This is a genomic window from Herbaspirillum sp. WGmk3 (assembly GCF_023952535.1).
GTDB lineage: Bacteria > Pseudomonadota > Gammaproteobacteria > Burkholderiales > Burkholderiaceae_D > Herbaspirillum > Herbaspirillum huttiense.
The window spans coordinates 646,613-670,310 of the sequence record NZ_JAKYWT010000002.1; the positions used below are offsets into that span (position 1 = coordinate 646,613).

Sequence of the window (23,698 nt, forward strand, 5' to 3'; positions counted from 1 at the left end):
GTGTGATGCGGACTTCTGGTCCGGCAAAAACAGCAAGGGCCGGGAAGACCGGCCCAAGTCAATGCGAATTCAGCCCTGCGCCAGCGGCAGCCCGGGCAGTGGACGCAATTCCAACTGGCCCAGCAGATACGGCTGGATCATCAGTTTGTAGCTGCCCAGGTCAAAACCCTTGAGACTGGCGGCCGGACGGCTGGCCAGTTGGCGGTTGTCCCGGTCCAGCGAGCCCAGATAACGCCAATGATCGATGACATGCACCTGCTGCCAGCCATCACCCTGCTCTACCAGGGCCATCGGGCCAGCATAAGGCCAAGGCAGGATGCGCAAGTCTTCCAGCGCCTGCATCAGGCGCTGCTGGTGCTGTTCATGCGTTTCTTCCCCGGTGCAGGCACCGCGGCAGCGGCGGATCTGGCGGCCGAAGCAGGCCATGCCGACACCATCGGCCTGCTCCAGACCGGTGGCAATGGAGCACAGGCCATGGCGCTCGACCATCTTTTGCAGCGCTTCCTGTGCAGCACGCTCGCTGGTATAGATGCCAAACAGATTCTCGGCACGGCTGAATTCACGTTCCTCGACCTGGGCCACCTGCGGCTGGCCGGCAGCGTTCAGGCGCAAGGTGAACAGTCCACGCTTGGTGCGCTGCTTCTTGTTGTGCGCCGGACGCAGATCGCGCAGCAGGCTGCTTTCCAGCAGGGCAGCGCCCAGCTCACCGGCGGTGCGACGGCATTCGATGCGGCGGGTCTGGCCGATCAGGAATTGTTCTTCATGATTGTGCAAATGGGCCAGCACGCGGCTGCGCAGGTTCACGCTGCGGCCCACGTACAAAGCCTGATCGTTCACACCTCGCAAAATGTAGACACCGCAGGCTGCGGGCAAAGCTTCAATGCTGGCGCGGTCGATATGCAGCGGATAGCTGAACGTGGCAGCGCGATGGGCCGCCGGCTGCGGTGCATTGAAGGTGGCGCGGGGCAAGCCCGCGTGGCGCAGGCCGCGCTGTCCTTCCTGTTCCAGCAGGCGGTCCACCAGTGCCGCCGGCAACTTGCGCGGCTGGGCAACGTGCAGCGCGGCGGGAGCCTGCGGCATCAGGGCCGGCATCACGGCTTGCAAGGGGCGGGTAAACAGCTGGGTCAGCGAAGTGCGGTGGCTGATGGTATTCATGGCGCTGGCCAAATCCTTCTTGTTGTTCATGTCACGGCGGGGCGTGCTCTGTCAGGTTGCAAACGGACCGGCTAGCCGCGTCCATCAAGTTAAAGTGGATTATGAAGTTTGCCCTTGTCATCCACAGTCGGCAGGAAGATGAACCGCGTGTAGGACATCACCTCCTTGTTGAGCTTGCCGGCCGGCTCAGGCCGGATCGAAGGCATCCAGCATGGCGCGCGTCAGGCGCTGCGGAGGCTTGTTGAAATCGGCCCAAGGGTCGCTGTGGGACAGGCTTTCCAGCCTTTTCTGCATGGTGGAGACCCGAAAATGGTCGGCCTGCACGCCCTGCTCCGGCTCTTCCCAGGTGATCGGCACCGACACCGGCGCACCGTCGCGGGCGCGCACCGAATACGCCACAACCGTAGTGGCACCGGGCGCATTGCGCAGGTAGTCGATGAAAATCTTTCCAGTGCGGGCGGCCTTGCTCATGCGGGCAACGAAACGATCCGGCAGCAGGCGCGCCAGATGCGCCGCCAGGCGGTGTGCCCAGTCCTTGATGACGTCCCAGTCGTGTTCCGGACGAATTGGCACCATGACATGCAGGCCCTTGCCGCCGGAAGTCTTCAAAAAACAGCTCAGGCCAAGCTCCTCCAGCAGCCCCCGTACCAGTTGCGCACCCTCCACCACCGTGGCCCAGGGCACATCAGGTGCCGGATCGAGGTCGAACACCACCCGGTCCGGCTTGTCCAGCGCCCGCCCGGTGGCCCCCCAGGCGTGCAGCTCCAGGACGCCCATCTGGACGGTGGCGACCAGTCCGGCGACGTCGTTGACCATCATGTAGCGGGCCGTACCCTCGCCCTCCGGCACTTCTATGGTCTCGATGGCGTCCGGCATGCCCTGGCCAGTGTGTTTCTGGAAGAAGCACTTCCCGGCGTGGCCATCCGGGCAGCGCACCAGGGATAGCGGGCGCTGCTTGAGTTCGGGCAGGATCCAGGGCGCAACGCTCTGGTAGTAGCGCGCCAGTTCCAGCTTGGTCAGGCCGGTATCGGGGAACAGGATCTTGCCGGGATGCGTCAGTTTGACGCCCTCCACCGTCACGGGCCTGGACAGGTCCTGGGCGCTGCGGCGGGCGGGTGCTTTCGGCTTCGCTTCCGCGTGTTCGGGACGGACCTCATCAGAGGCGCTTCCCGGCGTTTCCCTGACGATCTCCTCCGGTGCCTTGTCCTCGCGCAGCGCTACGAAGCTGCCGTGACGCAGGATGCCGGACTTGGTCCACTGGGCGAATTTCACCTCCGCCACCAGTTCCGGCTTCAGCCAGTGCACGCCACGCCGCTGCTGCCCGGTCGGCGGATTGACGAAGGCAGGCTGGTCCTGTTCGCGCTGGCGGAACTGCTTGAGCATGCTGCCCAGCAAGCGTTCGTCGAAGCCCGTGCCCACGCGGCCGGCATATTGCAGTTGTCCTTGCTCGTCATGCACACCCACCAGGATGGCCCCGAAGCCGCTGCGCTGTCCGGCCGGCTCGGTATAACCCGCGATGACGAACTCCTGCCGATGTTCGCATTTGACCTTGATCCAGTTGCGGTCGCGCCGCCCGCTATAGGGCGCATCGGCCCGCTTGACCACGATGCCTTCCATCCCGTGCTGGCACGCGTGGCGAAATACTTCATCTGCGTGGCCGGCGATATGCTCGCTGTAGAGCAGCAAGCCCTGTTCATCGCCACCCGGAATCACCTCGCGCAACAGCTCCTTGCGCTGGTGCAGCGGGAGTTCGCGCACGTCATGGCCATTCAGGTACAGCAGGTCGAAGGCGTACAGGGCCAGGCGGATGCCGTTGGCCTGCTGGCGGTCGCCGCGCACCAGATTTTGCAGGGCCTCGAAACTGACACGGCCGTCGGCATCCAGTGCCACCACCTCGCCGTCGATCCAGGCCTGATCCACCGGCAGCTTGGCCAGCGCCTCCACCAGGATGGGCCAGCGATGGCTCCAGTCCAGTCCTTCCCGGGTATGGATGGCAGCCCGGCCGTTCTCGATGCGGCACAGGCCGCGATAACCGTCGAACTTCAGTTCGGAAAGCCATTCCTCGCCCTGGGGTGCGCTGTCGGCGAGCGTGGCCAACTGCGCTTCCATGCGTTCGGGCATGTCGCTGGTGGATTGCGCGGGCGAAGGCGCGATGGCCTTGCCAGCAGGGGGCGTATCCCCCTGGTCCTTCACGCTTTCCGGGCGCAGGTCGGTGATGGCGGCGGCGGCACCGGTCCGGGCGGCGTCATCTTCTTCCTTGATGAGCAGCCAATTCTCCTTGCCATCCTCGGCGGGCTTGCCCATGCGCACCAGAGCCCAGCGGCCCTGCAGTTTCTCACCCGTGAGCAGGAAGCTGAGATGGCCTTTCCTGAGCCCGGCCTGCGGATCGCCATGCGGTTGCCATTGGCCGCGATCCCACAGCACCACGTGGCCTGCTCCGTACTGGTGGGCCGGGATATCGCCTTCAAACGTGCCGTAATCAAAAGGGTGGTCTTCGACCCGCACGGCGAGCCGCTTGTCATGCGGGTCCAGGCTCGGCCCCTTGGGAACGGCCCAGCTCTTGAGTACGCCATCGAGTTCCAGCCGGAAGTCGTAATGCAGCCGACGTGCATGATGGCGCTGGATGAAGAACTGCAAGCCCTCCGGTGAGGCCTGCTTGCCCTGCCGCCGGGCAGCCTGAGCGTGACCGGACGGCTCGGGCGTGACGCTGAAATCACGCTTGGCATGGTAACGATCCAGTGCGGAAGAAGACCGGCTCATGCCTGCGCCCTCCTGGCGTTGGCGCGCGCAGGCGTGCTGCGCGCCGTACTCTTGCTGGCGGCGGCCTTGCTACGGGGCGATGCCTTGCTGCGGGCCGCCGTTCGGGACTCGCTCTTGGCCGCGCTGCTGCGTTTGGCAGCAGGCTTGCGGTCGGCCATCTTGTGGACCTTGGCAGTGCTTTCTTCAGCCTTGTCTTTTGGGGCTGGCTTGGATTTGCCTCGTCCCTCCAGACTGCTCTTGAGCAAGGCCATCAGGTCCACCACCTTCGCGCCCGAAGTAGCTGGCGCAGCGGCCTCATCGGGTTCGGCCACCGCATGCGTCTGGCGGCTCTTGATCTTCTTCTTGATGAGCGCCAGCACGTCATCACGATAGGTATCGTGGAACTGCCCGGGCTCCCAATCGGAAGACATGTGATCCACCAGCGCCCGCGCCATCTCGACTTCCTGCTTGGTCACGGCGGATTTCTTCGATTTGCGTGACGGCACCGGCAAGTCATCCGGTGCCCGCAATTCGCTGGGATAGCGCAAGGTGATCAGTTGCAGCATGTCGCCTTGGGGAATCAGGGCGGCCAGATGCTGCCGGGTACGGATGACAATCTGGGCAATGGCCATCTTGTCGCTGGCCAGCAGGGTTTCGCGCAGCAAGGCGTAGGCCTTGTCGCCGCCCTTGGCCGGAGCCAGGAAATACGGCTGCTCATAGTAGAGGATGGGGACTTGCTCACGCTCCACGAAGCTCTGGATGTCGATGCTCTGGGTCGCCTCCACATTGGCCTGGCGCAAATCTTCATCGGACATGAGGACGAACTTGCCCTCCTCGTACTGGTAGCCCTTGATGATGTTTTCCCAGGGGACTTCGCGCCCGGATTTCTTGTTGTAGCGCTTGTAGCCCACCGGAGACAGGTCGCGCTTGTCGAGCAGGGTGAAATCCAGCTCATCGTGTTTTTCGGCGGTATAGAGTTCGACCGGGATATTGATCAGCCCGAAGCTGATGGCTCCCTTCCACAGTGCGCGTCGCATCGCTTCCTCCGCAAGTTCGCTGATGCGTCGATTATCAAATCGCCCCGTCCGCCGCGCAGTCGGCCTGCCGATGAAGCCCGCGTAGGAATGTGCCGCTCCCGCCCGCCAGGGCGCGCCTTGCTGCCCCCCGCCCGGTCTTCTCCTACATGGATTTACCGCACATGCCGATACAGGCCCGGCACTGCCGGACTTACTCTTGAGCGATTCCCTCCCCCTCCCAGGAGCCGCCATGCCCGCTACCGTTGCAGACATTCTCATCGACACGCTCTACGAGATCGGCGTGCGCCAGATCTTTGGCGTCGTCGGTGATGCCTTGAACCCGCTGACCGACGCCATCCGCCGTGACAAGCGCATCGAATGGATCGGTGTGCGCCACGAAGAAGGCGCCGCCCTGGCCGCCGCCGGCCAGGCCAAACTGACCGGCCGCCTGGCCGTGTGCTGCGGCACCACCGGCCCCGGTGCCAACCACCTGGTGGCCGGGCTCTACGAAGCCCGCAAGGACCACGCGCCGGTGCTGGCCATTTCAGGCGGTGTGCCCGCAGCCAAGCGCGGCACCGACTATTTGCAGGAAAATTCACCCGACATGCTGTTCCGCGATGTTGCTGCCTACAGCCAGGTCGTCACCAGCCCGGAACAGGCCCCCGCCGTGTTCCACCAGGCCATTGCCCAGGCCTATGCGCAACGTGGTGTGGCGCACCTGAACATTCCTGCAGACATCATCGGCGCCAAGGTCAGCGGCACCGTCCCCAGCATTCATACGCTGCGCGAACGCAGTGAACTGGCCCCGCCGGCCGCCGAGATTGCCGCTGCGGCTGAACTGATCAATGCCGCCGGCTCGGTGGCCATCTTCGCCGGCAATGGCTGCCGGGGCTCCATCGACCAGGTGCTGGCCCTGGCCAGCAAGCTGCAGGCTCCGGTCATGCATACCTTCCGAGGCAAGGATCTGGTGGCTTACGACCATCCGCACTGGATCGGCGGCGTCGGCCTCATTGGTGGCGCGCCTGGCACTGATGCCCTGCATGGTGCAGAGGTGATGCTGATGCTGGGCTCGGATTATCCGTATTCGGAATTCCTGCCGACCAAAGCCAAGATCATCCAGATTGACGAACGCGGTTTCGTGCTCGGCCGCCGCGCCCCGGTCACGCTGGGCATTACCGGCTCGGTCGGACCGGCCGTGCAAGCCTTGCTGGAAAAGGTCGACGGCAAGACCGATGGCAGTTTCCTGCAGAAAGCCAATGCCGATCGTGAACGCTGGAACAGCAAGCTGGACAGCGCCGCCGAGATCAAGCGCCATCACAAGAAGATCAAACCGCAAAGCGTGGCCCGGGCCCTGAGCGACCTGGCCGACGATGATGCGCGCTTCGTGATCGATACCGGCGTGGTCACGCTGTGGTGCGGCAACTGGATCCGCCAGCGCGGCCAGCAGCGCCTGCTGGCCTCGTTCAACAATGCCGCGGTCGGCACTTCGCTTGGCCAGGCCAATGGCATCCAGGCACTGGACCGCGAACGCCAGGTGATCGTGGGCGTGGGTGACGGCGGCTTCACCATGCTGCTGGGTGAGTTCATGACCAGCGTGGAGCACAAGCTGCCGGTGAAGGTGATCGTCTTCAATAACCGTGAATGGGGCCTGGTGCATCTGGAGATGGAAGAAGCCGGCATGCCTGCCTTCGAGGGCTCGGAATTCCCCAATGCCGACTTCGCCGCCTTCGCCCGTGCCTGTGGCGGCCAAGGTTTCACTGCGCGCGCGCCGGAAGAGTTGCAGGAGAGCCTGCAGCAACTGCTGGCCGCGCCTGGCCCGGCGGTGCTGGATGTTTTCATCGATCCGTCGGAGCTGCCCGTCATGCCGCACATCAAGATGGAGCAGATCTGGAAATTCGGCCTGGCCAAGGTCAAGGAAAGCCTGATTGCCATGCAAGGAGGATGAACCATGGATGCCATCGAACAGCAACGAGAAGAGTACGCCAGGCAGCTGCGCCTGCGTTTCGAGCAATACAAGTGCTGGGCCATCGAGCACTGGCCCGTGGCGGAACAGCCGCTGGACGACAGCGCGTTCATTGCGGCCGAACGTGAACTGGATCTGCTCACCGGCACCATGCTGCACCCGGGCCGCAAACCCGACGGCATTCCCGCCAGCGGCGCGCAGCAAGCGCAGTTTGAAGACGTGACGCCAGCGCCCTGGCCGTGAAATCTGCGCGGGGAGAAATCTTCCTCGCGCATTCTTACGTGCGGTTACGCCTCCCGCTTATAGGGGGGCAGCGGCAGGCACAGTAAGCTTCATCTCACAGGCTGCACCGCTTGCCAGCCCATTCCATCAGACCAGAAGGAGAACAGCATGAGCGAAAGCAAAACCGGCAAGGACCATCGTCCCAACCAGTACGACACGCCGTCCGAAGTAACGCTGGATGAGGCCAATGAGATGAGCTTCCCCGGCAGCGATCCGGTGTCCACCTCCAACATCACGCGCATCGAAAAGGCGCCCGAGATGGACAAGGCCAAGGACGACCACCAGAACAGCCACCGCGTCAAGGAAAACACCCCCAAGGCCAACTGATCCAGTTGCGCCCGATTCCTGGGCGGCCGGTGCATGCCGGCCGCTTTTTTATTTGATGAAGGGAGAACCATGATGAGCAATCGCTACAACCAATTGAAGGTCGCCGTGCTGGTGACCGATGGCTTCGAGCAGGCCGAACTGCTGGAACCGAAAAAGGCGCTGGAAGCCGCCGGCGCGACGGTCCACATCCTCTCCGACAAGAGCGACAGCGTGCAGGGCTTCAAGCACGTGGACAAGGGCGAAGTGGTCAGTGTCGATGGCAGCCTGGATAGCGCCAATCCGGCTGATTATTCGGCCGTGCTGCTGCCGGGTGGCGTGGTCAATGGCGACGCCATGCGCCTGCTGCCCGAAGCCCGCAATTTCGTGCGTGCCGCCAATGATGCGGAAAAGCCCATCGCCTCCATCTGCCATGGCGGCTGGCTGCTGATCTCGGCGGGCATCGCCAAGGGGCGCACCGTGACCAGCTGGCCCAGCTTGCAGGATGACTTCAAGAATGCGGGTGGCCAGTGGGTCGACCAGGAAGTGGTGCGGGACGAAAACTTCGTGTCCTCGCGCAAACCCGCCGATATCCCGGCCTTCAACAATGAATTCATGAAACTGCTGGATGAGCAGCAGCGCCGTGAACAGCGCCAGCAACCCGCCGACGCTGCAGGCGATGGCTCCATCTCTGCCGGCGGCTCCTCCAAACCGCAATTGTCGGAGAAAGGCAGTGCCCCGGCCGCACCGCCCAACCATGAAAGCGAAGCCTTTGCGGTCGCCCATGGCGAATCAGCACAAAGTGATGGCTAGGCACGGTTTCAGGCTGATATGAAGGAAAGTGAAAATCGAGGGCTAGCCCCTCGATTTTTTATGGCCGGGCGACGGGTTGGCTCTGAAGCGCGCGCCTGTTGCGTGAAGGAATTGACCAAAACTGCCAGCCCTGAAAATGAGCATGCCGCCCGGACCACGCCGGACGGCATTGGCACCACCAAGGACGCCAGGCAAATGGCCGGCATCCATCGGCGGCCTAGCCCCTCTGTTCCGCTTGATGCTTGTGCATGGCTTCGGCCAGCAGTGCCAAGGCAGCCTTCTCGGCCGCTTTACGTTTCTTGCAGATACGCACCGGTTGCGCACCGAGGTCCAGCAAATCCATGTGCCAGAGTTCATCAATACGGGTATCGATGTAGGCGACGTATTTGTGCTTGTCCAGCTTGGTGACACGCGGCATGAAATGACCGGCTTGCTGCTGTTCGACGGAGCGGGCGAAGTGTTTCATGACAAGTCTCCTGGGCACACGGGCGTGAGGGGGGGACGGCATGACAGGGGGCGGGAGTGAAGCTGACTACAGCTTAGTCGATCAACGCCGCAAGGGAAGGTTTATTTCATTTGCAGTGCTGATCGACTGAAGGGATGACGATTATTTCTTGGCGGCATCCACGGTTTTCTTCAGGTCACGGCCCATCTGCAGGTGTTCCTGCAGGCCCGGCAGCGTCTTGGCGGCAAAAGTCTTCACATCTGGATCTTGGGCTTCCTTGGACGACTTCTGGAACAGCTTGACCGCATCTTCATGAGCGGACACACCAATCATGCTGGCATAGCGCTTGTCGAAGGTATTGCCCTTGAGCTTTTCCAGGATGGCGATCTTGGCGCGCTGGGCCATGCTGGGTTCAGCCGGCAGGGTGACATCCTTGCTGGAGGCCAGTTGCTTGAGCTGCTCATCCACCGTGGTGTGCTGGTCGATCATTTTCTGGGCGTAATCCTTGACGGCCTGGTTGCTGCTCTTTTCGAGCGCGATCTTGCTGGCTTCGATTTCAGCGTGGCCGGCTTCGGCGGCGTTGGTCATGAAGCTCTTGTCCTTGCTGTTCACGGACTCGGCCGCTGCATTGAAGGAAAAGGCGGCCCCGGCGATCATCAGGACGCCGGCCCCGATCAGGCGGCGGCTGGCGCAGGTGTGCAGGCGGGATTGAATATTCTGGGTACGTTGCATGAAAGGCTCCTTGTCGTGTGGATGATGGATCAGCTTCTGCCCCATTCGGGGCTGCCATGTTTTCACTGTAGTCAGGAAGGGCGGCGGCTTGCATCAGACAGCGCCAATGACCGATGTAAGAATCGATGAGCGGCATGGCGCCCGGATCATGCGTGACTCATGCGTGACTCACTGCTGACGGCGGCGATTGCGCAGATACAGCACCTGCCCCAGCAAAGCGGTGAAGAGCAGGAACACATTCGAGACTACGAACACCCAGTCCCCTTGCAGGACGCTGTAGGCGACGAAGCCGGTAGAAGCCGCCAGTTGACCCGCAAAGAGCCAGTGCGAGACGCCCTGGGTGGAGCGGCTGCGCCACTGTTCGTAGACCTGGGAGGAGATGGTGAGCAGAAGGATGAGGGTCGCGCCCCAGCCGATGAGGTCGGTGATGTGATCGGACATGATGGTCGATATGAGCCCGTGAAGGCCCGGCAAGCGAATGGTGTGCCGATGGTGGACCAAGCCGGCAGCGGCCACCATCGGCCAGCGCCGCGAGGCGCTGTAGGAAGTTTCCCCGGCAGCCCTGCAACGCAGGTCGGCGCATTCGCACGGGCCTGCGCGAATTGGCCGACCCGACAAAGGGCGCATGTGGCATTGCGGCATCGGCGTCACTTCCCTAGTCTGGAGTGGAAGTCAAGATCCCCCTTCAGATCCCCCTTTACAGCCATTCCCATCCACTCAGGAGGTCAACATGCACGCTACCCGAACCATTGCCGACGTCATGACACGCGGTGTCCATACCTTGAGCCCGGATGATTCCGTCATCCGTGCCGCCCAGGCGATGGAGTCACTGGATGTAGGCGCCCTGCCCGTCTGCGATGCCCAGCACAATCTGGTCGGCCTGGTCACCGACCGCGACATCGTCCTGCGCGCCGTGGCCCGCAATCGCCTTTCCGAGAGCCTGCCGCTGACCGAGGTAATGAGCCACGAGGTCCTGTGGTGCTACGAAGATGAGCCTGTAGATGATGTGCTGGACGATATGGTGCAGCGCCAGATCCGCCGCCTGCCCGTGATGGACCGCCAGAAGAATCTGGTCGGCATGGTGAGCCTGGGCGACGTCGCCGCCAAGACCCAGAATCGCGGCGTGGGCAACGCACTGGCGGAGATTTCCTTGCCCGCTGCACCGGTGCGTCCGGCACAGGAAGTGTCGCCTTCTGGCGACTTCGAATTGCCGGAAGTGCGCAACAGTGACATGCACGAGGTCAATATCGGCCACAAGTAGGGCTGGCGCGGATTTGCGGCGCGTTCGAAGGCGTGCGATGTAGGTGTTTTCCTACGCGTTTATTGGACACTGTCCGATCTTCTTTTTTGCGCTGCATCGCTACTATGCATCTCAACGAACTCGAAACCGAGGACCCCACATTCCGATACGAACGTCCCCCTCCGTCGTGTCATGAATACAGTCCATCCCCCATCGGTTTATCCCCACGAGTCGTTTTCATAAGCAGAAATTCTCCGGCGATTCCCCCGATCCCCGGCGTCTTATATCCCTCCCCCTCAGGCCGCCTCCCTAGGCGGCCTTTTTTTTATCTTCATTTTTATCCGCATTGGTTTCTTCACCTGAAGAATGGTTCGCATGGTTCGAATGATTCAGTTGCCCTGTCCGGCGATAAACGCCAGAGCATCGGCATAGGCCAGTTCGCTGGTCGTGCGCAACATCGGGCAGACATGGGTAGAGACCGGCTCCTGCGGCGCTTGCGGAGAAGCGCCGATGAGTACGATGCCGCGAAAGCCGCCTTCCTCGGATTGCTGCACGCCTGGCTGCATGACCGGTGCTCCTTGCGCATCGGCCACGGGGCCGCTCAGTTCGCCCAGATGGTGACCGCCGGGAATGTCGATGGGAATGCTCATGGTGTGCTCCTCTGTTCAAGGTGAAAGACCCGGCAGGAAGAAACCTGTGCCGCCCGCGCCACTGACGCAGGTCAGGCAATGCAGCCTCTTTCCCCGCGCCGGGCCAGGAAGAAGTATTCTTGTCAGCATAAGAAACACTGAAGGCAAAGGCAGCAAGAAGCCACCGGCTCTCTGCGTAGGAAGCGGCGAAGATGAGTCTCTCCGGGGGGACAGGAGAGGCAGACGTTGCGCAGGGGTGGCTTGGGGATGCTGTCGCCTGGGGTGCTTGCCTCTCTGTCTGGAACCGTCATGCCCATCAATTACCTGCGCCGTCTGACCAGTCCGGCGCGCACCGATCTCTCCAACCGCCATCTGGGGCGTTCGCTGGCCTTCATCGCCGGCGCCGTCAATGCGGGCGGTTTCCTGGCCGTGGGCCAATACACCTCGCACATGTCGGGCATCGTCTCCTCGCTGGCCGACAACCTGGTGCTGGGGGAAACCCTGCTGCTGGTGGCCGGCGCCAGTGCCTTGCTGTCGTTCCTGCTGGGAGCGGCCTGTTCAGCGGTGATGATCAATTGGGCGCGGCGGCGCGGCCTGCACAGCGAATACGCCATGCCGCTGATGCTGGAAGCCATGCTGTTGCTGTGTTTTGGCATTCTCGGCAGCAATCTGGAAAATCACCGTCTGCTGTTCGTGCCGGTGACCGCGGCCTTGCTGTGCTTCGTGATGGGTCTGCAAAATGCCATGATCAGCAAGATTTCGCGATCGGAGATCCGTACCACCCACGTCACGGGCCTGGTCACCGACATCGGTATCGAGATCGGCAAGATGTGCTACTGGACCCTGGCCCCCCGCCAGCCCCATGAGGCGGTGACGGAAGATCCCGTGCCGGGTGCGCGGCGCAAGTTCATGCTGCTGTCGTCCTTGCTGCTGATGTTCTTCCTGGGGGGCGTGGCGGGGGCCTTCGGTTTCAAGGCGCTGGGTTTCCTGGCGACCATGCCGCTGGCGGCCGCGCTGTTCCTGCTGGCGCTGGTGCCAATGATGGATGATCTGGCGCGCCCCTGAGAGGAACGGCTTGATCCACCCTTGCCCGTACAGCGTACAGGCAACAGGCAACAAAAAAGGCGCTGAACGCGCCTTTCGTTTTCTTGTTATCGGTCTCTCGCGCCGACGGTGCGGCCTCGGAGGGCCGTGTTCTGCTGTTGTGACCGTGCTGCGCCCGCCGCTGCCTGAGGCGGCCAAGTTCTTTCCGTTCAGCCCTGCTGCTGCGGGGTGCTATCGGTGCTATCCGACTGCTGCGGTTGCCGGGGGGCGCCGTTGCCCTCCTGCGGGGTGCTCTGGCTCATCTGCGGCTGGGCCGAGGTCGCGGCACCGTTGCCGCCACCACCGTTTTGCGCTGCTGCCGCTGCAGCTGCTGCGTTCTTGCGGCCATGGCTGTTGAGGCCACCCTTGCGTCCGGCTTCCCGGGCTTCGGCGGAGGTGAACTCATGGGCGGCACCCTTGGCGTGGGCGGCCTTGCCTCCCATGCTGGCGATCTGGCGCTGTTTCTCCCTATCCATGGCGGCGAAGCCGCGATTGCTGTTCCCCGGATTTTGTGAATTTGCCATGTGTGACTCCTTGTCTTGGATGATCGAATGGAGCAGACATTTGTCATTCGCCGCCCTCTTGCTCTGCGCGAGCATGCAAATGACAACCCAACTTTTGTCCACATCTGCAGTGTAGAAAGCCTCACCGATCCTCACTATCGGAAGAGCTCTTCTGCCAAGGTCAGCAATGGCTGTCAGACATGTAGGAAAAACTGAAGATGAGCTTGCATTTTAGGTATCAATTGCTGATGGATCAGCGATCTTCGGCATTGCCCCCGGGAAATTTCACGTGATTGAAAGCCCAAAGGCAGTTTTTTTCACACCTCAAAACAATTACTGTATATTTATACAGTCTTTGCTTTTACCCGCACTTTCCTGCTGTTTCGCATCCTCGTTTTCTTGCCATGTTGACATCCAGCTCTCCGGTCCCTCGTCCGGAAATCATCCACCCCTCGCTCTGGCTGGCCTCCCAGCTGGCGCGCGGTGGTGCGCGCGGTGTCTCCAGCGGATTCGAGGCGCTGGATGCCGAGCTGCCCGAACGCGGCTGGCCGCCCGGGGTGCTCATCGAGCTGCTGCTGCCGCAGGAGGGCGTGGGCGAGCTGCGCCTGTTGCGCCCGGTACTGGCGCGTGCGCCCGCCACTGCCCGGCGCCCGCCGCAGGCTGGCCGGATCGCCCTGCTGCAGGCCCCACACCAGGTCAATGCCCCCGGCTGGGCGCATATGGGGGTGGAAGCATCACGGCTGCTGCAGCTGCAGGCCGATCATGCGGCCGACGCCTGCTGGGCCGCCGAGCAGGTCTTGCGGGCCGACAGCTGCCAGGCCCTGCTGATGTGGCAGCCGCGCTTGCGCAAGGGCGATCATGACCTGCTGCGGCGACTGCACGTGGCAGCGCAGGCCGGGCAGACGCTGTTCTTCATGCTGAGGCCGCTGTCCTGCGCGCGCGAGCCTTCCCCCGCGCCCCTGCGGCTGACGCTCAAGTCAGCGCGCGACGGGCTGGAGATCGGTTTTCTCAAGCGCCGCGGACCGCTGCGCGAACAAAGCCTGTTTCTCCCTTTGCTGCCTTCACCGAATTTGCAACGCCATGTCACCCCTGTGGATCGCCGTACACCTGCCACTGCTGCCGCTGGAAGTCTTCCGTCCGAACTGGCTGGATGAGGCAGCGGCCGTGGTCTTCGAGCGCGATCGCGTATCCGCCCTGACGGCACCGGCGCGCGCGCTGGGCGTGCACGAAGGCATGCGGCGCGGCGGCGTGCAGTTGCTGGCACCGCAAGCGCATCTGAACGAGCGGGATATCCTGCGGGAGCAAACCACCTTGCAGCAAGCCGCCCTGGCCCTGCTGCAATACACGCCCCAGGTCACGCTGGCCGAAGAGGACTGCATCCTGCTGGAAGTGGGCGCCAGCCTGCGCCTGTTCGGCGGCATCCGGGCCCTGTGCCGCAAGATCCGGGTGACCATTGCCCGGATGGGACTGTCGGCCACCCTGTCCTGCGCCGTCACGGCCACCGGGGCCTGGCTGCTGGCACGCTATGGCTACGTGCGCACCCTGAGCCACCATTCCCTGCAGCGCCGACTGGACCGTCTCCCGGTGGTTCTGCTCACCGCCGCCCGTGCCCATCTGGAATGGCTGCACGGGCTGGGCTGCCGGCAGCTGGGCCAGGTGCAGCGCCTGCCCCGCGCCGGCTTGCAGCGCCGCTGCGGCAAGGAATTGCTGGGCATGCTGGACCGCGCCTATGGTGCCACGCCCGAAGTGCATGACTGGATCGTGGCACCGCCAACCTTCCAGGCCCGGGTGGAGCTGCCGGACCGCATCGAGCACACCGACATCCTGGCCGCCTATGCTCAAGGCTTGCTGGCCCAGCTGGCCGGCTGGCTGACCGCACGTCAGTTGGCCATCAAGAAGCTGCGCCTGTGGCTGGAACATGAACGCGGACGGCAGGCAGTGGCGCCCACCGAGCTGCAGGTAGCGCTGTCGGTCCCGGCCTGGCAGGAAGACCACCTGCACACCCTGGTCAAGGAAAAGCTGGCCCGTTCCTCCCTGCCCGCCCCGGCCATCGCCCTGGGGCTGGCCGCCGATGAACTGGAAAGCCAGCAGGCGGCCAGCGAGATGCTCTTTCCCGAACCCGGCGGCAGTGCCGAGGATCACCAGCGCCTGCTGGAACTGCTGGTGGCGCGTCTGGGCGCGGACAAGGTGCAGCAGGCCGCCCCGCGCGCCGATCACCGGCCCGAGATCGCCAACCGCTGGTGCAGCGTGATGCAGAGCCCCGCCAGCCTGCCGGCTGCCCTGAACACCGATGCGGCACGATTGCCGCCGCGTCCGTTGTGGCTGCTGGCCGAACCCTTGCCCTTGCGGATGCAGCAGCACAAGCCCTTCTATCGCAGTGCGCTGGAATTCACTTCGCCGCCCGAACGCATCGAAGCCGGCTGGTGGGAAGGCCGGCCATTGACGCGCGACTACTTCACGGCGCGCGATGCCAGCCATGCCTATTACTGGATCTTCCGCCAGTGGCGCGGCGGCGAGTGGTCCGACGAGGAGCCGCAGTGGTTCCTGCACGGCCTGTTCGGCTAGGAGCACGGCATGCAAGCTTCCCTGCCCTTGGGCGTCCCCCAGACCGGCCTGCCCGACTATGCCGAACTATATTGCCGCACCAACTTCAGTTTCCTGCATGGGGCCTCGCATGCGCAGGAACTGGTGGATCGTGCCATCGAACTGGGCTATCGGGCCCTGGCCATCACCGATGAATGCACCATGGCCGGCGTGGTGCGCGCCCATGCCGCCTGGATGGAACAGGTCAATCGCGGCAAGGCCAAGGATTTCAAGCTGCTCATCGGCAGTTGCTTCCGTTTCACGGCTTTGAAGGATGATCCGGCCCACCCCCTGGCGAGGATGACCCTGGTGGGGCTGGCCAGGAACCGCGAAGGCTATGGCAACCTCTGCGAACTCATCACGCTGGCGCGCACCCGCGCCGAAAAAGGCAGCTACCTGCTGTCGCCGGAAGACCTGAGCCAGCCGCCGCCCGCCCTGTCGCACCTGCGCACCCTGCCCGATTGCCAGTTGATCCTGGTGCCGGACTACCCGGCCGATGAAGAAACGCTGGATGCGCAATTGCGCTGGTTCGCCCCGCTGGCCCCCGGCCGCTCATGGGTCGGCATGACGCGCCTGTACCGTCCGCTGGACGACCTGCATCGCGCTGCCATCGATGCCGCAGCACGGCTGCATGGCTTGCCGCTGGCGGCGGTGGGCGATGTGCAGATGCACCAGCGTTCGCGCAAATACCTGCAGGATGTGGTCACGGCCATCCGCGTCGGCAAGCCGGTGCAGGAATGCGGCCTGGCCCTGGCACCCAATGCCGAACAGCACCTGCGGCCACGCATGCGGCTGTCGCTGGTGCACAGCCCGGCGACCTTGGCCCAGACCCTGGCGGTGGCGGCCGGTTGCCAGTTCAGCCTGGCTGAATTGCGATATGAATATCCTGACGAACTGGTGCCGCTGGGCATGAGCCCGGCCGACTACCTGCGGCAGGAAACCCTGGCCGGGGCCTTTAAACGCTATCCGCAAGGGATGCCGGGCGAGGTGCGCGCACAGATCGAGATGGAATTGTCCCTGATCGCCCAAAAGGAATATGAAGCTTATTTCCTGACGGTCTACGACCTGGTCAAGTTCGCCCGCTCGCGCGGCATCCTGTGCCAGGGACGCGGCTCGGCGGCCAACTCGGCGGTGTGCTACTGCCTGGGGGTGACCGAGGTCGATCCCACCTCCACCCGGCTGCTGTTTGCCCGCTTCATCAGCGAAAAGCGCGAGGAACCGCCCGACATCGACGTGGACTTCGAGCACCAGCGCCGCGAAGAAGTGATCCAGCACATCTACCGCAAGTACGGCCGCCGCCGCGCTGCGCTGGCGGCCGCCGTGCACAGCTACCGGCCGCGTGGCGCTCTGCGCGAGGTCGGCAAAGCACTGGGCGTGGATGCGGCCATCGTCGATACGGTGGCCAAGTCGCAGCACTGGTTCGACAGCCGGGAAGAATTGCTGGCCCGCTTTGCCGAAGCCGGGCTGGACCCGGAACTGCCGCAGATCGGCCTATGGGCCAGCATCACCGGCAAGCTGCTGCGCTTCCCGCGCCATCTGTCGCAGCACACCGGGGGCTTCGTGATCGCGCGCGGGCAGTTGTCGCGGCTGGTGCCGATCCAGAATGCAGCCATGGAAGAGCGTTCCGTCATCGAATGGGACAAGGATGACCTGGAGTCACTGAAGCTGCTCAAGGTCGACGTCCTTGCGCTGGGCATGCTGACCGCCCTGCGCCGCTCGCTGGAACTGGCGAGCCTGCGGCGCGGCCTGCCGCAGGTCATGCAGATGTACGACATTCCGCGTGAAGATCCAGCCACGTTCGACATGATCTGCAAGGCCGATACCATCGGCGTGTTCCAGATCGAGAGCCGCGCCCAGATGAGCATGCTGCCGCGCATGCAGCCACGCACCCAGTACGACCTGGTGGTGCAGGTCGCCATCGTGCGGCCGGGGCCGATCCAGGGCGGCATGGTCCATCCCTACCTGCGGCGGCGGGAATTGGTGCGCAGCGGCGGCAGCTTCGACTATCCGGACAACACCAGCAAGAGCGGCAAGATCAGGAAAGTGCTGGAGCGCACCCTGGGCATCCCGATCTTCCAGGAGCAAGTGATGGACGTGGCCATCGAGGCTGCCGGATATTCCCCCAGTGAAGCCGATGATCTGCGCCGCTCCATGGCCGCCTGGAAGCGCAAGGGCGGCATGGGCCCGCACCATGAACGGCTGGTGCTGGGCATGACCGACAATGGCTATTCACGTGAATTCGCCGAGAGCATCTTCAACCAGATCGAGGGTTTCGGCGAATACGGTTTCCCCGAAAGCCATGCCGCCAGCTTTGCCCTGCTGACCTATTTCAGCAGCTGGCTCAAGTGCCACGAGCCGGAAGCCTTCCTGTGCGGCCTGCTCAACAGCCAGCCCATGGGGTTTTATTCGCCCTCCCAATTGATCCAGGATGCGCGCCGGCATGGGGTCAAGGTCCTGCCGGTGAACGTCTTGCGCAGCCGCTGGGAATCCATTCTGGAGCTGGACCCGACCGGCCAGGCGCGTCCGGCCGTGCGGCTGGGCATGAGCCTGCTGCGCGGCATGCCCGAACAGGCGGCGCAGCGTATCGAGCAGGCCGGGGCCGAACGTCCCTTTGCCGATGTCGATGACCTGGCCCGGCGCGCCGGGCTGGACCGCCACGCCCTGCAAGCGCTGGCAGCGGGCGATGCCTTGCGCGAGCTGGCCGGACACCGGCGCGCCGCGCTCTGGCATGCGGTAGGCGCAGTGCCCGACCGTGACCTGCTGCGCACGGCAGCGCGCGGGGATGACGCGGTCCAGCTGGAGGCACCCGGCGAAGGCGACCAGATCGTCGACGACTACCGCGCCATGAATTTGACGCTGCGCCGCCATCCGCTGGCGCTCTTGCGCCCGACCTTGCAGCGGCGGCGCTTCATGAGCGTGGCCGACCTGAACACACTGCAGAACCGCCAGTTCGCCTGCTGCTGCGGCATCGTCACGGTGCGCCAGCGGCCGGGCACGGCCAAGGGGGTGATCTTCATGACGCTGGAGGATGAGACTGGTTCAGCCAATGTGATCGTCTGGCCTTCGGTACTGGAGCGGCAGCGCAGCGAGGTCTTGAATGCGCGCTTGCTGGGGGTGTATGGCAGCTGGCAGTGCCATGGAGAAGTGCGCCACCTGGTGGCGGGGCGGCTGGAAGACTGGACCCATCTGCTGGGCGAGCTGCAGCCGCGCAGCCGGGATTTCTTCTGAAGCGATCCTCAACGCCACAGCCGGATCAAGCTGCCAGCGCCATCCGGAAAGCATTCCGCCCTTCGGTCTTGGCACGATACAGCGCCAGGTCAGCTTCGTGGACCAGTGCATCCCAGCTCATGGACTGGCCCGGCTGCAATACCGCCAGCCCGACGCTGATGGTGACCCTTTGTCCATGCCCGAAATCGTGGTTGCGCACAGTCTCCAGCAGATGCTGGGCTATCTGGCGTGCCTGGACCTCCGACCAGTCCGGGAAGACCGCGCAGAATTCCTCGCCACCGTAGCGGCCGACCATGCCGCCCTGGCAACAGTGCTCGCGCAGCAAGGCGCCGATGTCAGCCAACACCCGATCTCCGACCAGGTGGCCGTGGGTGTCGTTGATGTCTTTGAAGTGATCCACATCGATGAAGGCCAGCGTCAGGACCCGCCTGCCCTGCACGGCCCGGGCCAGCGCCTCTTCGCCACAGCGCACCAGCTCGCGGCGGTTGAGGGTGCCGGTCAGTTCATCTTCGGTCGCCAGCCGCTGCTTGTCGGCCAGCAGCCGTTCGAAGTAGATCATCATCAGCGACACCGACAGCAGCAAGGTGCCACTGATGGGAATCAGATAGATCAGGCCTACACCCAGACTGCTCATCTCGGGGGGCATGAACAGTTCCGGATGCGACAGCGACAGCAGCAGCCGGTTCACATGGGTGGCGCTGAGGATCAACAAGGCCACGATGCCGATCCAGCGGCCAAAGGTCCAGCGTGGATAGCGCGCGGCCAGCGGCCCGGACAAGCCCTTGAAGAATTCAAGCAGCACCAGGCAGAACACCACCTGCATGCCGCCCACGGCGAGGTAGGCACGATGGGTGAAATCGGCGCCGCCGATCAGCAGCGCGGTAAAGCTGACGGTATAGGCGATCAGCAGCATCCAAGGCCAGTCGCCCGACTGGCGCTGGTAAAAGCTGCGCAGTCCGCACCAGGCAACGATGCCGGAAGAAAACACCAGCGTATTGCCCAGCAACAAGCCGAGCGGCCGCAGGCTGCCAGCCAGCCCGGCATACACTGCAACGGTGACGCAGATCCCCAGTGCCGAGAACACGCCCGAGAGCGCCCACAGCCGCGTGAAGCGCTCTGACGGCGTGCTGATGAACAGGCCGGTCATGATCACGCCACTGCAAAACTGTACGATGGCCAGCGCAATGCTGGCGGTGAAAGGATTCATGCGGATTCGCTTGCCCTTGCGGGCAGGTATAGAAGGCATCGCGGCAAGCGATGCGGAGGATGCGCCCCTCAGCGCATCGGCGGCATCCTCAGTTGGCTTGGGGCTCGAGGACGGCCAGGGTCGTCGCCAGTGTAACCGAAGGCGCCAGCTCAGCAGTGATTTTCAGCAATTCATCAAAAAATCTGAACTTTTAAGCTCAAAAAGACGGCGCTTGTTCAATTTTATTCACTTTATTAGCGTGGTTCATGTACGTTCCAATAGCCGGGTATGCCCCCACTGGCCGGAACGGCACAGCGCGTCGGTCACATCCAGCACCAGCCGTTCCACCGCAGCCGCCGCGGTGGTCAGCGGGATATTGCGCGAGGCGCACAGCACCAGGGTGCGCGAGATCTGTTCGCCGGCAATGGCATGGGCCACCATCTCGCCGCGCTCGATGTCGGCCAGCAGCGGCGCCACCGGCAGGATGGTGGCCCCGATATCGGCCAGGATGGCCGATTTGAGGATGGCCACCGAGTTGATCTCAATGACGTTGTCCAGGCTCATGCCCTGCCCGCGCACCAGGCTCTCGATGCGCGGGCGCACCCCATGGGCCAGGCCCGGCAGGATCAGCGGTGCTTCGATGGCCTTGGCCAGCGGCACGCCCTTGCGGCCTTTCACCCCATAGCGCGACTTGGCGCGGGTGATGTACATCATCTCTTCCTCGATCATGGGCGTGGCTGCGAAGGACGACAGCTGGCCGTCGTCAAACAGCACCGCCAGATTGATGCGGCCGGATTTCAACTGGGTGATGAGGTTACCGGTCAATTCCTCGGTCAGTTGCAGGGTGATCTCGGGGTAGATCGAGCGCACTGCATTGAGCAGCGGCAAGGCCAGCGCATTGGAGACGCTCTGCGGAATGCCCAGCGCCACCGTGCCGGAGGGTTTGTCGGTGGACTGCGCCACGGCCTGCTTGGCATCCTGCACCTGTTTCAAGATCGCCAGCGCGTGCTCATAAAAGACCTTGCCGGCATCGGTAGCGATGACCCCTTGGGCCGAGCGATGCAGCAATTGCGCCGCCATCTCGTCCTCCAGCTGGCGGATCTGCTGGGTCAGCGCCGGCTGGGCGATGTGCAGCACACGCGCCGCGCGTGAGAGCGAGCCGTGATCGACGATGGCCACGAAGTAGCGCAGTTGGCGTAATTCCATGCGAAGAGCTTCCTGCTTGACGATAAGTAGTTAACTAAATTGACAGCCTGAATGTCAAGCAGCCTTACAAGCCGGGCCGGCTGTTGAACATGCGCGTGCGGGCATTCTCGATATGCCCACGCATGGCGCGCCGTGCGCCTTCGGCATCCTGCAGGCGGATCAGCTCGAAGATCTGGCGATGTTCGTCCATGGCATCCTGCGAGCGCTTCCAGGGCGGGATCTGCATCAGGTGGCGCAGCATGTTGACGGCGTGGCTGACATCGTATTCCAGCGTCTTCATCACCTGCACGAAGCGCTGGTTGCCGGTGGCCTGGGCGATGGCTTCATGGAAGCCGAAATCATAGTGATGGGCGATGCCGCCCACGCGGTTGGCTTCCTCGAATCCGAGCAGCAAGGCATCCATCTTTTCCAGATCCTGCTTGTTGCGTCGCAGGGCGGCCATGTAGGCGCATTCCGGCTCCAGCACCAGCCGCAGTTCCAGCCCGTTCATGATGTGGCCGATGCGGGTCTCGGGATCGCCATCGGGACGGGCCGGGGCCAATCCTGCCTTTTCCTTCACATAGGTCCCGGAGCCACGCTGGGACTCCACCAGCTGATCTTCACGCAGCCGATCCAGCGCCTGCCGCACCACCGGCCGCGAAACCTCGAACAGCGTGGCCAGGTCGTTTTCGGAAGGCAGTTTGCTGCCGACGGCAATGCGGCCTTCAACGATGGCATGGAACAAGGTTTCATATACCCGTTCAGCGAAGCGTTCCGGCCGCACCGGACCCAGGCCAGCCGCGGCCAGGCTCAGGATGTCACCGGAAGCGCCGGGGCGTGGGGACTTGCTCGATGAGGGCATCGACACTCCAGTTAGGCAGGAAAGGACAGGAACGGCATGGGCCGCATGGTAGCGGATTTGTCAGTCTCACCGCCAGCCATCCGATGCAAGTAGTCATCAAAGTAGTAAATATATTTGACATCTTGGATGCGCAGGCTTAGATTCAGGCACAACAAAAAACAGCAGCACACGACAAGACACCAGGAGACAAGCCCCTACCCGGCCAAGCTCGGACTGACCATCCGAAGCAGGCCCGCGCCTGCAAGGCGTGCCATCCTGCCGCTTCCCTGTGCTGCTCCCCCGTCATCCGCCCCCAAGGACCGCACCGCCATGAAACAGCACTTCATCGACAATCGCTGGGTCGCCCCCGCCTCCGGCGAAAGCATCCCGGTCATCGATCCCTCCGATGGCCTGGCCTTCGAGGCCATCGCCCGTGGCAATGCCGCCGACATCGACCAGGCCGTGCAGGCAGCACGCCGCGCGTATGAAGGTGCGTGGGGCAAGCTTTCCGCCGCCGAGCGCAGCCGCCTGCTGATGAAGCTGGCCCACAAGCTACAGGATCACCAGGAAGAACTGGCCCAGCTTGAAGGACGCGACTGCGGCAAACCCATGAAACAGGCACGTGCCGATGCTGCGGCCATCGTGCGCTACTTCGAGTTCTACGCCGGTGCCGCTGACAAGCTGCACGGCGACACCATTCCCTACCAGGCCGGCTATACGGTACTGACCCTGCGCGAGCCGCATGGCGTGACCGGCCACATCGTGCCGTGGAACTATCCGATGCAGATCTTCGGACGCTGCGTGGGCGGCGCCCTGGCTGCCGGCAATACCTGCGTGGTCAAGCCGGCCGAGGATGCCTGCCTGTCCATCCTCCGGGTGGCCGAACTGGCCGCCGAGGCGGGCTTCCCCGAGGGTGCGCTCAACATCGTCACCGGCTATGGCCACGAGGTCGGCGACCTGCTTGTCAAGCACCCTGACGTGGACCACGTTTCCTTCACCGGCTCGCCCAATGTGGGCAAGCTGGTGGTGCGCGCGGCCGCCGAGCATCACACCCCGGTCACTCTGGAGCTGGGCGGCAAGTCGCCGCAGGTGGTCTTCGAGGATGCAGACATGGACGCCCTGTTGCCGGTGGTGGTCAATGCCATCGTGCAGAACGCCGGCCAGACCTGCTCGGCCGGCAGCCGCCTGCTGGTGCAACGTGGCGCTTACGAGCAGGTGCTGGAACGGCTTGGCGGGCTGTTCTCGCAACTCAAGGTGGGTTCCTCGCAGATGGACCTGGATTGCGGCCCGCTGATCCGCAAGACCCAGCAGGAGCGCGTGGCCGGTTTCCTCTCGGATGCGCGGCGCGACGGCATCGCCCTGGTGGCGCAGGGCGAGATCGCGCCCGGCGCCCCGGCGGGCGGTTTCTACCAGGCCCCGGCGCTGCTGCGTGACGTGCCGCCGCAGCATCGGCTGGCGCAGGAAGAAGTATTCGGTCCGGTGCTGGCGGCCATGTCCTTCGAGGATGAAGCCGAAGCCATCGCCCTGGCCAATGGTACCGACTACGGCCTGGTGGCCAGCGTCTGGACCCGCGACGGCGGCCGCCAGCTGCGGCTGGCGCGCGCCATTCGCAGCGGCCAGGTCTTCATCAACAACTATGGCGCCGGCGGCGGCGTGGAACTACCCTTCGGCGGCGTCAAGGCCAGCGGCCACGGACGCGAGAAGGGCTTCGAAGCCCTTTATGGCTTCACGGTCCTCAAGACCATCGCCATCCGCCACGGCTGACATCCCCC

The 23,698-nt window shown here is 63.8% G+C and carries 20 protein-coding genes and 1 pseudogene; 10 read left to right on the plus strand and 11 right to left on the minus strand.

Going from position 1 to position 23,698, the window contains the following annotated elements; genetic code table 11:
- Positions 1–69: 69 nt before the first annotated feature.
- The 3 genes from MKD49_RS08805 to MKD49_RS08815 form a co-directional block, all read right to left on the minus strand.
- Positions 70–1,155 (minus strand): nucleotide excision repair endonuclease, encoded by a 1,086-nt coding sequence (locus tag MKD49_RS08805; protein WP_252696105.1) that lies wholly within the window; start codon positions 1,153–1,155, stop codon positions 70–72.
- A gap of 186 nt (positions 1,156–1,341) precedes the next feature.
- Positions 1,342–3,915 carry a DNA ligase D gene (gene ligD / locus MKD49_RS08810; protein WP_252696106.1) on the minus strand — a complete coding sequence of 858 codons (2,574 nt, stop codon included), beginning with the start codon at positions 3,913–3,915 and terminating at the stop codon, positions 1,342–1,344.
- A complete protein-coding gene (locus MKD49_RS08815; RefSeq protein ID WP_252696107.1) occupies positions 3,912–4,931 on the minus strand; it encodes a Ku protein in 1,020 nt (339 codons plus the stop codon). The genes ligD and MKD49_RS08815 overlap by 4 nt, the downstream gene beginning before the upstream one ends.
- Positions 4,932–5,160: 229 nt before the next feature.
- Between MKD49_RS08815 and MKD49_RS08820 the strand changes: the two genes are divergently transcribed.
- From MKD49_RS08820 to MKD49_RS08835, 4 genes and pseudogenes are all read left to right on the plus strand, one after another.
- Positions 5,161–6,855 carry a thiamine pyrophosphate-binding protein gene (locus MKD49_RS08820; RefSeq protein WP_209569000.1) on the plus strand — a complete coding sequence of 565 codons (1,695 nt, stop codon included), beginning with the start codon at positions 5,161–5,163 and terminating at the stop codon, positions 6,853–6,855.
- 3 nt (positions 6,856–6,858) lie between these two features.
- A complete protein-coding gene (locus MKD49_RS08825) occupies positions 6,859–7,116 on the plus strand; it encodes a hypothetical protein (protein WP_252696108.1) in 258 nt (85 codons plus the stop codon).
- 147 nt (positions 7,117–7,263) lie between these two features.
- Complete coding sequence (locus MKD49_RS08830) at positions 7,264–7,482, plus strand: hypothetical protein (protein ID WP_121040144.1); 219 nt, start codon at positions 7,264–7,266, stop codon at positions 7,480–7,482.
- A gap of 72 nt (positions 7,483–7,554) precedes the next feature.
- Positions 7,555–8,103 (plus strand): annotated as a pseudogene (locus MKD49_RS08835) (type 1 glutamine amidotransferase domain-containing protein); the annotation flags it as partial.
- A gap of 385 nt (positions 8,104–8,488) precedes the next feature.
- Here the strand turns inward: MKD49_RS08835 and MKD49_RS08840 are convergent.
- The 3 genes from MKD49_RS08840 to MKD49_RS08850 form a co-directional block, all read right to left on the minus strand.
- Positions 8,489–8,737, minus strand: coding sequence for a hypothetical protein (locus MKD49_RS08840; protein ID WP_121040142.1), 249 nt, complete (start codon positions 8,735–8,737; stop codon positions 8,489–8,491).
- A gap of 141 nt (positions 8,738–8,878) precedes the next feature.
- A complete protein-coding gene (locus tag MKD49_RS08845) occupies positions 8,879–9,448 on the minus strand; it encodes a DUF4142 domain-containing protein (protein ID WP_252696109.1) in 570 nt (189 codons plus the stop codon).
- Between the two features lie 168 nt (positions 9,449–9,616).
- On the minus strand, positions 9,617–9,889 hold the full coding sequence (locus MKD49_RS08850; protein ID WP_034329984.1) for a PQ-loop repeat-containing protein: 273 nt from the start codon (positions 9,887–9,889) through the stop codon (positions 9,617–9,619).
- 289 nt (positions 9,890–10,178) lie between these two features.
- Here MKD49_RS08850 and MKD49_RS08855 point away from each other — a divergent pair, with 289 nt between their 5' ends.
- A complete protein-coding gene (locus MKD49_RS08855; protein WP_252696110.1) occupies positions 10,179–10,709 on the plus strand; it encodes a CBS domain-containing protein in 531 nt (176 codons plus the stop codon).
- A gap of 368 nt (positions 10,710–11,077) precedes the next feature.
- Here the strand turns inward: MKD49_RS08855 and MKD49_RS08860 are convergent, their stop codons facing one another.
- Positions 11,078–11,338 (minus strand): hypothetical protein, encoded by a 261-nt coding sequence (locus MKD49_RS08860; RefSeq protein WP_252696111.1) that lies wholly within the window; start codon positions 11,336–11,338, stop codon positions 11,078–11,080.
- A 288-nt stretch (positions 11,339–11,626) separates the two neighbouring features.
- On the opposite strand from MKD49_RS08860, the gene MKD49_RS08865 reads away from it, so the two are divergent.
- Positions 11,627–12,382 carry a YoaK family protein gene (locus tag MKD49_RS08865; protein WP_209580474.1) on the plus strand — a complete coding sequence of 252 codons (756 nt, stop codon included), beginning with the start codon at positions 11,627–11,629 and terminating at the stop codon, positions 12,380–12,382.
- A 188-nt stretch (positions 12,383–12,570) separates the two neighbouring features.
- Here MKD49_RS08865 and MKD49_RS08870 read toward each other — a convergent pair whose 3' ends face one another.
- Positions 12,571–12,924: a KGG domain-containing protein gene (locus MKD49_RS08870; protein WP_209580476.1), complete on the minus strand. Its 354-nt coding sequence runs from the start codon at positions 12,922–12,924 to the stop codon at positions 12,571–12,573.
- A 383-nt stretch (positions 12,925–13,307) separates the two neighbouring features.
- On the opposite strand from MKD49_RS08870, the gene imuA reads away from it, so the two are divergent.
- Genes imuA through MKD49_RS08885 form a run of 3 tightly spaced genes read left to right on the plus strand, consistent with a single transcriptional unit; the run spans position 13,308 to position 18,714 of the window.
- A complete protein-coding gene (imuA, locus tag MKD49_RS08875; protein WP_252696112.1) occupies positions 13,308–14,057 on the plus strand; it encodes a translesion DNA synthesis-associated protein ImuA in 750 nt (249 codons plus the stop codon).
- Positions 13,984–15,468 (plus strand): DNA polymerase Y family protein, encoded by a 1,485-nt coding sequence (locus MKD49_RS08880; RefSeq protein WP_252696113.1) that lies wholly within the window; start codon positions 13,984–13,986, stop codon positions 15,466–15,468. Before imuA ends, MKD49_RS08880 begins: the two co-directional genes overlap by 74 nt.
- A gap of 9 nt (positions 15,469–15,477) precedes the next feature.
- Positions 15,478–18,714, plus strand: a complete 3,237-nt coding sequence (locus MKD49_RS08885) for an error-prone DNA polymerase (protein WP_252696114.1) — start codon at positions 15,478–15,480, stop codon at positions 18,712–18,714.
- Positions 18,715–18,739: 25 nt separating this feature from the next.
- On the opposite strand, the gene MKD49_RS08890 is transcribed toward MKD49_RS08885, so the two are convergent.
- The 3 genes from MKD49_RS08890 to MKD49_RS08900 all read right to left on the minus strand — a co-directional run bounded on the left by MKD49_RS08890 (position 18,740) and on the right by MKD49_RS08900 (position 21,947).
- Positions 18,740–19,921 (minus strand): diguanylate cyclase, encoded by a 1,182-nt coding sequence (locus tag MKD49_RS08890; RefSeq protein ID WP_252696115.1) that lies wholly within the window; start codon positions 19,919–19,921, stop codon positions 18,740–18,742.
- Positions 19,922–20,164: 243 nt separating this feature from the next.
- A complete protein-coding gene (locus tag MKD49_RS08895) occupies positions 20,165–21,106 on the minus strand; it encodes a LysR substrate-binding domain-containing protein (RefSeq protein ID WP_121040118.1) in 942 nt (313 codons plus the stop codon).
- A gap of 64 nt (positions 21,107–21,170) precedes the next feature.
- Positions 21,171–21,947, minus strand: a complete 777-nt coding sequence (locus MKD49_RS08900; protein ID WP_204725461.1) for a FadR/GntR family transcriptional regulator — start codon at positions 21,945–21,947, stop codon at positions 21,171–21,173.
- Positions 21,948–22,256: 309 nt separating this feature from the next.
- Here MKD49_RS08900 and MKD49_RS08905 point away from each other — a divergent pair, with 309 nt between their 5' ends.
- Entirely contained in the window at positions 22,257–23,690 is a 1,434-nt protein-coding gene (locus tag MKD49_RS08905) for an aldehyde dehydrogenase family protein (RefSeq protein WP_252696116.1), read from the plus strand.
- The last annotated feature ends 8 nt before the right edge of the window (positions 23,691–23,698 follow it).

What these genes read in the sequence shown, in the direction of transcription:
- MKD49_RS08805 (WP_252696105.1), bottom strand. Translation starts at nt 1,155, where the DNA reads ATGAATACCATCAGCCACCGCACTTCGCTGACCCAGCTGTTTACCCGC.
- ligD (WP_252696106.1), bottom strand. Translation starts at nt 3,915, where the DNA reads ATGAGCCGGTCTTCTTCCGCACTGGATCGTTACCATGCCAAGCGTGAT.
- MKD49_RS08815 (WP_252696107.1), bottom strand. Translation starts at nt 4,931, where the DNA reads ATGCGACGCGCACTGTGGAAGGGAGCCATCAGCTTCGGGCTGATCAAT.
- MKD49_RS08820 (WP_209569000.1), top strand. Translation starts at nt 5,161, where the DNA reads ATGCCCGCTACCGTTGCAGACATTCTCATCGACACGCTCTACGAGATC.
- MKD49_RS08825 (WP_252696108.1), top strand. Translation starts at nt 6,859, where the DNA reads ATGGATGCCATCGAACAGCAACGAGAAGAGTACGCCAGGCAGCTGCGC.
- MKD49_RS08830 (WP_121040144.1), top strand. Translation starts at nt 7,264, where the DNA reads ATGAGCGAAAGCAAAACCGGCAAGGACCATCGTCCCAACCAGTACGAC.
- MKD49_RS08840 (WP_121040142.1), bottom strand. Translation starts at nt 8,737, where the DNA reads ATGAAACACTTCGCCCGCTCCGTCGAACAGCAGCAAGCCGGTCATTTC.
- MKD49_RS08845 (WP_252696109.1), bottom strand. Translation starts at nt 9,448, where the DNA reads ATGCAACGTACCCAGAATATTCAATCCCGCCTGCACACCTGCGCCAGC.
- MKD49_RS08850 (WP_034329984.1), bottom strand. Translation starts at nt 9,889, where the DNA reads ATGTCCGATCACATCACCGACCTCATCGGCTGGGGCGCGACCCTCATC.
- MKD49_RS08855 (WP_252696110.1), top strand. Translation starts at nt 10,179, where the DNA reads ATGCACGCTACCCGAACCATTGCCGACGTCATGACACGCGGTGTCCAT.
- MKD49_RS08860 (WP_252696111.1), bottom strand. Translation starts at nt 11,338, where the DNA reads ATGAGCATTCCCATCGACATTCCCGGCGGTCACCATCTGGGCGAACTG.
- MKD49_RS08865 (WP_209580474.1), top strand. Translation starts at nt 11,627, where the DNA reads ATGCCCATCAATTACCTGCGCCGTCTGACCAGTCCGGCGCGCACCGAT.
- MKD49_RS08870 (WP_209580476.1), bottom strand. Translation starts at nt 12,924, where the DNA reads ATGGCAAATTCACAAAATCCGGGGAACAGCAATCGCGGCTTCGCCGCC.
- imuA (WP_252696112.1), top strand. Translation starts at nt 13,308, where the DNA reads ATGTTGACATCCAGCTCTCCGGTCCCTCGTCCGGAAATCATCCACCCC.
- MKD49_RS08880 (WP_252696113.1), top strand. Translation starts at nt 13,984, where the DNA reads ATGTCACCCCTGTGGATCGCCGTACACCTGCCACTGCTGCCGCTGGAA.
- MKD49_RS08885 (WP_252696114.1), top strand. Translation starts at nt 15,478, where the DNA reads ATGCAAGCTTCCCTGCCCTTGGGCGTCCCCCAGACCGGCCTGCCCGAC.
- MKD49_RS08890 (WP_252696115.1), bottom strand. Translation starts at nt 19,921, where the DNA reads ATGAATCCTTTCACCGCCAGCATTGCGCTGGCCATCGTACAGTTTTGC.
- MKD49_RS08895 (WP_121040118.1), bottom strand. Translation starts at nt 21,106, where the DNA reads ATGGAATTACGCCAACTGCGCTACTTCGTGGCCATCGTCGATCACGGC.
- MKD49_RS08900 (WP_204725461.1), bottom strand. Translation starts at nt 21,947, where the DNA reads ATGCCCTCATCGAGCAAGTCCCCACGCCCCGGCGCTTCCGGTGACATC.
- MKD49_RS08905 (WP_252696116.1), top strand. Translation starts at nt 22,257, where the DNA reads ATGAAACAGCACTTCATCGACAATCGCTGGGTCGCCCCCGCCTCCGGC.